We start from the raw sequence: 10,927 nt of genomic DNA on the forward strand, positions 1-10,927 counted from the left end.
TCAGCTTGCTCGCAACTAAGGGGTGAGCACCTGCTCCTGGTTTTTGGTCAGTGAAATGTTGTTCTTCCGGCTGAAAAACGGCTGCGAGGAATCAATGTCATAGGCCAGCGTGCACACACTGGCGCCATTGCCTTCGCTGAACTGCAGACTGTTCCCGCACATGTCATTGCCGGGGTCCTCGCACACGATGCGGATTTTTGCCACTTCATTGGTGCTGAGCAACGCGTTGTCCCATTTCAACTCACGCGCCCACGTGGACGGCGTGATAAGAATTTCCGCTTTGTTGCCATCGGCATCGCGCACCACCTGATTCTGCGCATTGAGCAACTGCAGGCGTGCCGTATCGTCTTTGCAGCTGCCATAGTCACTCAAGCGCGAGCGGCTGGCCGCGCCCCGATTGACAATCACCGCACCCAATTCAAAGCTCTGCTGCGGTGTAACAAGATAGACCTCGAACTTCAGCATGTTGCGGTTTGAAGGCAACAAGCTGGCAGGCACATTGAACTCGATATCGGTTTCGTTGCCTGCGTTCGACAACCTCAGCTGTGTAATCTCATGCGTCTGGCTGCCGTTCAAATCCACACTGGTCAGCACCAGTTTGGCCGACGCCACGTCGAAACGCTCCAGTCGGTATCCGGAGATGAAACCGAGTTTCCCGACGCTCCAGGACATCCCGTCGACCGGGTCAGGCCCGGGGAAGCTGCGCAGTTCGATCGAACCCGCAGGCAGATGAATCCTATTGCCATCGGCGTCAAGATAGATGAGATCAACATCCACATCGCCTGGTCGCAACTGATCTTGCAAGATGTCCAGCGCAATCTCGTCAGCAACGCTTTGCATACTCACCGTCACCGCACTGGTGAACGGAAACGGTTCAGCATTGCCATTGGCGTCTTTAACCCCGGCAATATCGGCGGCGGTCAACGCAACCTCTACACGTTTGGTACCGCGTCCAACCCGCTTGCGCCCACTGAAACGGATGTATGCCGGATGATAGGCCGGGTCTGCAGATCCGTTGGTATTGGCACAATCATCGGAGTCACTGGGGTTCTTGCGCCCCAGGCATCGACCGATGACCTGAATCTCGTCGCTGAGATCGCCGGTTACATCAAGCACCGGCGGCTGAACAATCCTGGGCTTAACCATCAATTCGGTTTCGAAAATCAGCAAGCTGGGCGTCGCGGCGATCTCGATCCAGCCCTCCGCCATGGAGAAGCCTTCCATCAACAAGCCGATAGGGCTCGCTTTCAGACGGGTCAGTACCCGCTTGAGGCCCTTCTCAGCGGCGTCCTTGGCCGCTTCTGCACTGCCGGCCGCAGCGGCCTGCGCAAAGCAGGCTGGCAGACGTGCATCAGCCAGCACATCTTTTAAGTCGTTGGCGACAAACGGCAGCAAATTGCTGGCCAGCTTCGACACTTCCAAACTCCCATCGCTGCCCTTGGAGTCATTGATCTTCTGATAGATATCCGCCGACTTGGTGACAAAATCCAGCGCCGTAATGCTCGCTGTCGCAATGCACTGCGCCAGCTTGCCGCTGTATTTGAAATCCTCCCCCGTGGCCAAAGAAACAATTGGCAAAATCATCACATCAATGATGGCGCGCTTGCGCAGCATTTCCGAAACGCTGCGTTCCTTTGAGTTCAGGGTCTCGTTCAGACCGTAGCCATAGCCCGCAGTGACGATTTCAACCTGACAATCGGTCGAGTTGCACAAGGTGCTGTCGCCCGCCTTAGGGAAGAAATGCGTCTGCTTGAAGCCGAAATACCCGGCGTCACCGAACAATTCCAGATTGAAGAATCCGCCGGTACCACCGAGGATGTCGGCATTGAAAATGCCGGCCTTCACACTGACATGGTCCGACCATAAGGACTGGCTATCGCTGTTGCCGGTGCGCACGGCAACACTGGCCGGCACCTGATTGCGATTGACCACGCAGATGTCACCAGAACTCACCCCCGCCGGACGCCCCGCCGTGCGGTTGCCACAAAGGTGCGCAACCGTCCCGACGTCGAATTGGGCAAAGCTGCCGGAGAAGATCTTGTCGGCCTCACCATTACGCTCGCGGCCTTTCTGGTAACGCAGAATCCGGCGGTTCACATCATCGTCCGACAGCACCAGTTCGGTGCCCAGCAACAGCTTGCTTGCGCTGTTCTGCGGCACCACAGCCAGCACCTCACGCGCCAGGCGGTCTGCCAGGTTGAGGTAGGCGCTGTCATCGCCCTGCAACGCAGCCTGCAGCGCAGCTCGACCATCACCCAACGCGTCCCCGATCAGGGCTTGATCCAGAATCTCGCGTTGCTGCTGCCAGCTCAGATCACGCAGTGCTTCACGCACGATGGGATGCCCCATGGCCATGGCCTGCAACCAGGCATCTAGGCTGAGGTTCACCTGCGTCTGGTCGGGCCACACCACAACACGAAAAACGCCCGGCAGCAGAGCATCGCCATCATGCGCGAAGCCCAGCATGGTCGGCGCAAAGGCCATCACGTCACGCTGCATGCTCTGATCCGCACTGAACTGGGCAAAAGCCTTGCCGTCGTAGAAGGTCACCTGATCGATGACGCTGTGGATCGGACTGTCCAGACGCACCGGGACCCGCCGTAGCCAATTGATTGGCAGGCGTTGAATCACACCCTGTGGCGTTGAAACCAGCAGTTCTGAAAATGCACCGTTGCCCGGCCAATCCAAAACGAAAACATTGCCCTGTGCATGACCGACCAGCGTGTGGATGCCATCAGAAAACGTCGCGCGGTCAAGGTTCAAACCCTGCAACGCCAGCGGCTGCCCGGTATACGCCTGCCCCACCGCCTGAACCAGCGGCCCACCGCTGACAATACTTTGAACCGGGCGCCAGGGCGTGATCCAGTTACGGGTCATGATCGCCAGCGCATTGGGGCGCCCGACAATCTGCTGCGTATCCAGCAGGATCGTATCCTGGGCTGGCAAGGCGATCACCTGATCCTGTTCGCCACTGCGCAGCACCAGCCACGCACTGTCTGACAACGCCGCAAGCCCCGGCACGTCCAGACGCAGTGGCGTATCCGCATGAATAAAACCCTGCGATACGCCATCGCCGAACGGCACCCCCACACCCGCCAGATCGAACGGCGCGCCTGGCGGCAGAGGCTCCGGCGCACGCTGAGGCAAGGGGTCGACGCGGTCGATCAAGCCATCGCCATCGCTGTCCAGATCCTCCTCGGCCTGTAACGCGCGTCCCGCATAGAAGGCCCCCACGGGCACGGCGGTTTGGTCGCTCTCGGTTGCCGGCACATCCGAAAGGGCATCATCCGCGCCACCGCCACCGCCACCACAAGCCAACAGCGGCAAAGCGAGCAGCGCCGGACACAAGGATCGCAAGGGAAAATCTGAACGCAGACTCATGGCGCGTCCTCAATGGTGATTTCAATCGGAAGGTCCGCGCTTTGTCCGCCGGGGTCCGCTATTCGGGCCGCGAACGAGGTCACACCCTTAACAGGCTCACCGTCGTAGCGGTAGACCGGGCGGTGATAGTCGGGTGCGCCGTCCTGCCGCACATAGACCAAACCATCCGTCAGTTGCACATACGCAGGATCACAGCGCATGGAACCAAGCAATATCCCGGAATTGTGGGTCTGCGGATCGATACGCACCACGTTGCAATTGGGCGGATTGCCAGACGGCGTCTGCACCAGCACACCGTGGTCATCGACCTCAATCCGCCACGGCGGGCGTCCCGTCACGACCTGCCCGGTGTACAGAGTGACAGGATCAACTGTCCCTTCAGAAACCACCGCGCCAAACAGGTCTATGGCAAAGACCTCAAAGGTGTTGCTGGGCATGCCGATTTGCCAGTAGACCTGCCCTTCGTTTTCGATCAGCGCACCCAGCGAGTTCCGCGACACCGATTCTGCGAAAGCTGGCGTGATCGGCACCATGGGCCCACCCGTCCAGTAATACAGCTTCACGCGATCCCCCTCAGGCACCCCAATGATCAGACTGCCATTGCTGTGCGGTGCGACCACCGGGCTACCGTCAACCGTAGCAAGCAGTGAAATCTGGTCATTCGCATCGATACGATACAAGTCGTAGCCGCCAGCGCTGGCGGGAACGGGCACCAACAGCTCGTCATGACGCCCGTAGAACTGATAAGCCGCCAGGAACGATGTGCTCAGGTTGTAAAAGTCGGTCACAAAACGCACATCACTGCCGCGTGCGCAGTACAGACGGGATTCCTCAGCGAAACAGAACTCGCCCTGACGATTGGCGCTGGTATAGCCCAGACTTGTGCCTGTGCACGACGCTGTGCTGGCCTGAATCTGCCCCGTTTCCGCATCCACCCGACTCCAAACCGGGCTGCTGCGGGTATCGCAGAAATACAGGTCGCCGAGTTCCGGGTTGATCACCACCTCCTGAGTGGAATACACACCGAGTTCACCCAACTCGAAGCGCTCGCCGTTGGACACCCACTCCAGCGCCCAGGTCGGCAAACCCGCAAGGCTGCTGGACAGGCTGTAAGCCACGGGTATCTCCGCTGCCGCCAAGATGTCCTGCAATTCAGACGACTGCCACTGCGTCCGCACGGACTGGGTCTGTGCCGAATACACCTGCAACGCGGTTTCGCCTGCAACCGTTTCCAGCCACACGGCGTGTTGTTGGCCCGCACGCTGCAACTGTCTTGTGGTGTCCTGCGTCAGCTTTTGCTCACCCTGATACGGCGTGAAATCAAATCCATCCGCACGCGGCACAAAGACACCGCCGGCGGGCCGCCCCAGGAACTGATCCAGACTCAGCACAGCGCCTTCCGGGTCGTTGACGTAAGCGAACAGTGCCGGCGCCTGGACACCCAGACTGCTGCCTCGCGATACCACGAACTGTGCCGTACCCAGGACCTCTGGCGGATCGTCTACCGGCCGCACCGCGATGCTTACGCTGTCACTGGCGCTGCGGCTCTGCGCGTCTGTAACCGTCAACCGAACAACCACGGTTTGCTCTGCGCCCACCGCGGGTGCCACGAAGCTGGCCAAAGCCGTGTCGGCCTGGTTAAGGCTGATGCTCGGTCCGGACAGCTGGGTCCACTGATAGCTCAAGCCCTGAGCCAGCGGATCCACACTGGCCTGACCGTCCAGGGTGACCTGGGTGTTTTCATCCACTGCCACAGGCGCGCTTGCGACAGCGCTGGGCGGATCGGCCGGCGGGCCATCCAGGTCCGGGTCGGCAATGCTGACGACAATGCGGTCATCAACAATGGTGCTGCGTGCGCCTACGATGTCACGCAACAGCAGCGAGAAGGTTTCAATGCCCTCGTCCTGATCATCCAGGATCACCGGAATCGTGATCACCGCAACCTGCTGCCCCGGGGCAATGCGGAAGCTGCCGTTGAGCGTGCGGTAGTCCACATCAGGCGTGGCGCTGTCATCATCAATCGACTGTGCACTGTACGCCCCGGTGACCTCGAAGCTGACCGCACGATCCAGATGCAGGGCGATCACGGCCAGCGCACCATCGCCCTCCTCGGCCAAAGGTTCCAGATCGGACAGCAGCATCGGTTCGGACGGCAAGCCCAGGCAGGCATCGGTCAGATCACGTGGGCACAAGTCACTGGCGTCCGGATTGCCATCGTCATCGCTGTCCATGCGATCCGGCTGGCTGGTCTGACCCAGCACAACGCCGCGTACTTCCTGATCATTGAGCCGCCCATCGTTGTCGCTGTCTGCATCCGGGTGCAGCAAGCTTTGGTCATTGGCCAAATCCGCCGCCTCAAGCAGCAACAGACCACGCAACGCATAGCGCCGCGCGCGGTCCTGATCGGCCACGACCAACGCATCGACCTCGGTGGCATACATTGGGCAACGACTGCTGAACTGTTGCCACGCCGACGAACTTTGCTGGATCAGCTCGAGCAATTCGGCTGAAACGAAACAATCCTCGTCCTGCAGCGCGAAACTGCTGACAAAGCGTTCCGCCATGTACACATCACTGAGCACAGCAGCCGGCATCCGATCGACGGCAAGTTGCTCGTCAATAAATACCGCCACATCGCGCAAGATGCCGGCGGCGGACAGCACGCTGTCCAGCCGTGCAACCAAGGCGTTGAGCCCTCCTGGCGGGCCGATACGATCCAGCGTTTTGAGGAACTTTGCGAGCCACAAACGGGCCACCGGATCAACACGATCGTTGAACACGACCGGCGCTGCCGCGGCATTGAGGCGGGCCTCGTCGGACAGAATCAATTCCAGGGCCAAGGCCGTGCGCGTGCCGTCCCAGTTGAGCGGACCGCTCCAGGACTGAATCAGATTGGCTTCCAGCCAGCTGATATAGGCTTTGCGGAAAGTCTCGCCATCCGTCCACTGCGGATCGCTTGCTAGGAAACGCGGCAGGTCGGCATCCACCACTGCCGGCAGATACTGTTTGTGCATCAGCAGCGTGTCATCGGCCTGACGCAGCGCCACATCCAGCATCAGACCTTCCGAAGCGGGCATGCGCGCAGCCGGGAAACGCCCCCCCGCCAGTGCCTGAGCGGCCTGCGAGGCCAGGCGGGACGCGGCCAGATCATTGCCGGTCAACACGGATTCGTTGAGCAAAGCCTCATCGACCAAATCCGCCTGACGCCAGGCTTTGTGGCCACCCAGCGTCTGGGCGCTAGCGGCTTGCCACTCGCCGGTGAATCCGGGCCGCGGCGTGAGTGCGGCCGCGTCGCTGATGTACTCGACCTCATACAAGCGTCGGGCCAGGGGGAACTCACGGAAACGCTGGGCGCGACGCAGATAGCTTTCGCTTTGAAGCACGCCGGCATCCGCATCAGTCTGAGTGTTCTCGCCAGCGCGCGGCTTAAGTTGCGGATCGGGATCGTCGGCGCGTGTGCCGCGCAGATCTTCATCCCAATCCGACCAGCCGTCGCCATCAGTATCGACCGGCACCCAGTTCGGGTCATTGCGCTGGTCGGCATCGGCACCGCGCAGCCATTCGTCGAAATCCGTCCAGCCGTCACCATCGCGGTCAACATCACGGTCGCCGCTGAGCGGGTCGAGCCCGAGTTCGCGTTCGATCAGATCCGGAATGCCATCGCCGTCGCTGTCACGCAAGCGCCCTTTGCTATCGGCCACATCCAGCTGATACAGCTTGCTCGCTGCGGCCAACTGCTGATTGGCCGCGTTGCGCAGCTCCACCGAGACCGTGTGAGCGCCAGGCTCAATCACATGATCAATCAGCCCGCGGTACCCATCGCGCACGGCTTGTGCAGATACACATCCCGGCGGACTCTGCGTGCCGCACAAGACCACGCTGCGAAACGGCTGGGCATCCAGCTGCACATTCAGCGTGAGAGTGGCTTGCGTGGTCAGCAACTCCGCCACAACACCAACTTCGAGGCGGATGGTGCGATCGTAAGCACCGCTGTCTGGCCAGATGCGCAAAACCTGGTTGTTCTGCGGATTTTGCTGGCTGTTGCTGGCCTGACTCAAACCCGCCAGCGACACCGCCGGTTGTTGCGCTTGCATGGGTGGCCGGCTGTCGGCCAGATTGTTGATCAGAGCTTGCTGTTTGCCGATCAGGCTGATGCCGCTGGCCTCAAACGTGTCCAGCCATTGGCCCGTGTCGATGGACGTAAGCCCGGGGTTCTCGGCTTCGAAAATCCACGCCTCCGGATTACCCCCTTCGAACAGCGGGGACTGTGCGGTGCTGACCCCGAACACGACAACACCGAGCAGGCCCGCAGCCCATGCTTGCGGTTTCATTGGTCACCCCCGGCGTTGACATCGGCCTGAACGAACCAGTCACTCCCTCGCCACTGGCGGATACGCTGATCCGATGTGAAATAGACAATCTGGTAGCGGTAGTCGCGCCCTGCCATGCGTGGATAGCGGTCGACGTAGACAAACTGCCACTGGTCCGATGCCGGATCCAAAGGCACCAGACCGATGTAGGGATCGGCCAGCTTCCAGGTCGTCGGTGTGGTGGCCTGACGATCCCAATGCAAGCGGTCAATGCTTGGCGAGACCTGCTGCCAATCACTGAGCACACCGGCGGCGTTGCGCGCCTGGCGATAGACCACGAAGCTCAAAACCTCGCTGAGTGCATTGTCGGCACGCAGCAGTCCGTACTGGGAGCACACCGGCTCGCGCAATCCGGGCTCGGTCTTGCCGCCACCTTCAGCAGCAGTCCGATAGTCCGTGCACTCATTGTCCAGCGCACCGATCTCAGCCAGAGGCAACGCCAGAATCACCCGGTCCACGAACGTGAGCGCGCCGATGTCCAGCCCACTCAACACGCTGAGCACGTCACCTTGAGGTGCCTGCGGCACATCGGGCCAGGGTAGATACTGCGGTGGCCCGGCCACCGTATCGCGGTAGGTGCACAGTGGCGCCGTCCAGTCCGACTGCACGGCCGCTTCGCCCTGCACCGTAGGACCGATCGCGCGCAGACGTACACACCATTCTTCGCCGGCAAACAGGCTGTCTGGCACGACCAGATCGTGACGCAGCACGGCTTGCGGGTCGTTGCCCGGCTGCGCCACGCCCTGGGTCAGCACTTGCGGCTGTGCGCCGGCGCGGCTCAACTCAATCATGGTTACGGCGATGGGCTCGGCGGGCAGACGCCATTTCACCGTCGCTTTGTCACTGAGAAATTCCAGCGAAACCGGTTGCGGCTCACCCGGCGGGGTCAGTGATTCTGCCCCGGCCACTTGGAAACAGCCCATCTGCAAAGAAGGCGATTGGTTGTTGTTTTCGTCCTGACTGTAGGCGGACAAACACAGGGTTCCGGCGATCTGCTCATACTCCAACTCGCCTGGCGTCGCGCTCCCGCACGAACTGGCCAGTTTGAATCGCTGGTCACCCAGCCGGGCCTCCAAAGTGCCGCAGGTGTCGGCCGGGAAATTGAGCCGATGACGAACCGGCCCTTCGGCGCGCGTGCCGGGCTCGACGGGCACGCCATCACAGTTGCGTTTAACCAGCGCCACCTCACCTTTGGTGCAGAAGCCCACCTCGTCGGGGAGGCTCACGCTGCAGGTTTGCGCCGGCTCATTCTTGCCCGGTGGCTGCAGCTCATAACGCAGATCAATCATTCCCGGCCCGCCGCACTGCTCGCGCACCACATCGCTGAGACACACGGCGCTGCTCTCATCGTTCATATCGCGCTGAACCGTAGTGCCGAAACCGGCACCGCCGCACTGAACATCAATACGATCGCTGCGACCGATACGGTCTTCAAAGGCCCAGGGCTTGTCCTCGTTGATCACCGCGATATCGCACTCGCAGTTCTCATCACCGCTGCGCGTCGAGGATGCGTGCACAGGCACATCCGGCGTACTGCGATCGGGGAAGATCGCTCGTACCGGCGCGGACAACTGGCTCAAACGGCCATCCGCGGTCACGCTGGCGATGCGGTACCAGAACACCCAACCCGGCTGATCCGCCGGGATCTCATCACGAAAACGCACCACCGGATCACCGGTCTGCAAGGTGCCCACGTTGATCTTGGCGTTCTCGACCCAGGCTGACACCCCCGAATCGGGCACCACACCGGCATCACACTGCGCACCATTGCCGATCTGACGCTCGACACGGTCGCTGAAACCATCACCATCGGCATCCTGGAACGCACTTGCCTGAGCGAACGTATCGAAGCGATAAACCTTGTATGCGCTGACATTGGCACGCACTGCGCGGCGCACACCGGTGTCGCAGTTTTCCTTCAGACCGACCGATTCCACGCGCCCGCTCTGTTCAATCTCGTCGCGGTTGCAAATGGCGCGACCGGACAGGAATTCATCAATGTAGCCCTGCGGCGTGATGTGCTCCCACCACAGCTCCATCTCAGGATCATCGAGCCCCGCATCGGCATAGGTCCGCACATCCCAGGGTGCTGGCGGGCGGCTCATGTCAGGGATGGTGACCAGCACAGCGCGGGTCGCGCCATACTGGCCGGCGAAGTCGCGGGCAACCAGGTAGTAAGCCCGCGTGTCACCCGGACGCAAACCCGCCGCGATGAGCTGATCGTGGGTTTCCAGAAACACCGGCTCACCGTTCTGGGCACCTTCGCTGGTGATCGGCGTGTCATTGACTTGCTGCAGGTCCGGGAAGTCCAACCGCCCCACGCTGTTGTGGGCCAAGCCGCGCGCTTCACGGGCCAGATCACGGGCCGTCAGCTGGGTGACATTGGAGTCACTGCGGTATAGGTCGTAGCCGGATACGCTGATCTGATTGGCCAGGCGGTCGGCTTGATTCTCTCCCCCCGGCGTTTTCCAGGTCAGCGCCACGGTGTAGTGATCCTTACCCGCTTCCAGTTCGTCACACGCGCCCTGAGCAACCTGAGCGAAGTCATCCACCGCGAGATTGCGAGTGGATTCGGCCAGATTGACCGTGACCTGCCCGGCGCGCACCGTCTCGCCGCCGCTGTGCTGCGCCAACAGTTCGTAGACATGATCCGCCGTCGCGGTGGTGTCGATAAAGGCACGGTTGCGTGCCCGTGCGATATTGATATCCATGCGCGAAGCCAAGGCCTGGAACAGGCGATCGGACGCACGCGAGGAAACCAAACGCTGATGCAGCGCCGCAAAAAACTGGCTCGACTCGAACATCGCCACGTCGGGGTCGTTCAAGGCCAGCCGCTTCAGTTGGGTCAACGACTCCAGGTAGCGACGCTGCTGGGCAGCGCCGGCGTACAGAGCCTTGATCTGGCTGGCTGACATCACCGCATGCGCGGGCAATCGCGCCAGCTCCTCACCGTCGCGCAAAACCACGAACTCGGACAAATCGCCCGGCAATTCGCCCTCCAAAACGTCCCAGCGCAAATACACCGCGCGCTGCTGCTGGCCAGCGCTGGACATGGAACCCAGCGGGGCGGCTTTGCCCACGAAGTACAGCGCCTGCTGGGCCGATGCCATCACTGGCAAGCCCAGCGCAACAACAGACAGGGCACGCAGGGTGATAGTGACAATACGAGTAATCAT

Annotated in this window: 3 protein-coding genes; all 3 read right to left on the reverse strand. The window is 61.2% G+C overall.

Annotated features, from left to right (window positions below; genetic code table 11):
- Positions 1 to 15: 15 nt before the first annotated feature.
- The 3 genes from ATO7_RS07625 to ATO7_RS07635 are packed head-to-tail and all read right to left on the reverse strand — an operon-like array spanning position 16 to position 10,927.
- Positions 16 to 3,381, reverse strand: coding sequence for a hypothetical protein (locus tag ATO7_RS07625; protein ID WP_083561098.1), 3,366 nt, complete (start codon positions 3,379 to 3,381; stop codon positions 16 to 18).
- Positions 3,378 to 7,712, reverse strand: coding sequence for a PKD domain-containing protein (locus ATO7_RS07630; RefSeq protein WP_083561099.1), 4,335 nt, complete (start codon positions 7,710 to 7,712; stop codon positions 3,378 to 3,380). Before ATO7_RS07630 ends, ATO7_RS07625 begins: the two co-directional genes overlap by 4 nt.
- Positions 7,709 to 10,927 (reverse strand): hypothetical protein, encoded by a 3,219-nt coding sequence (locus tag ATO7_RS07635; RefSeq protein ID WP_146680222.1) that lies wholly within the window; start codon positions 10,925 to 10,927, stop codon positions 7,709 to 7,711. The genes ATO7_RS07630 and ATO7_RS07635 overlap by 4 nt, the downstream gene beginning before the upstream one ends.

This window comes from Oceanococcus atlanticus, assembly GCF_002088235.1.
GTDB lineage: Bacteria > Pseudomonadota > Gammaproteobacteria > Nevskiales > Oceanococcaceae > Oceanococcus > Oceanococcus atlanticus.

Excerpts from the sequence above, each read along its gene's own strand:
- ATO7_RS07625 (WP_083561098.1), bottom strand. The coding sequence starts at position 3,381 with ATGAGTCTGCGTTCAGATTTTCCCTTGCGATCCTTGTGTCCGGCGCTG.
- ATO7_RS07630 (WP_083561099.1), bottom strand. The coding sequence starts at position 7,712 with ATGAAACCGCAAGCATGGGCTGCGGGCCTGCTCGGTGTTGTCGTGTTC.
- ATO7_RS07635 (WP_146680222.1), bottom strand. The coding sequence starts at position 10,927 with ATGATTACTCGTATTGTCACTATCACCCTGCGTGCCCTGTCTGTTGTT.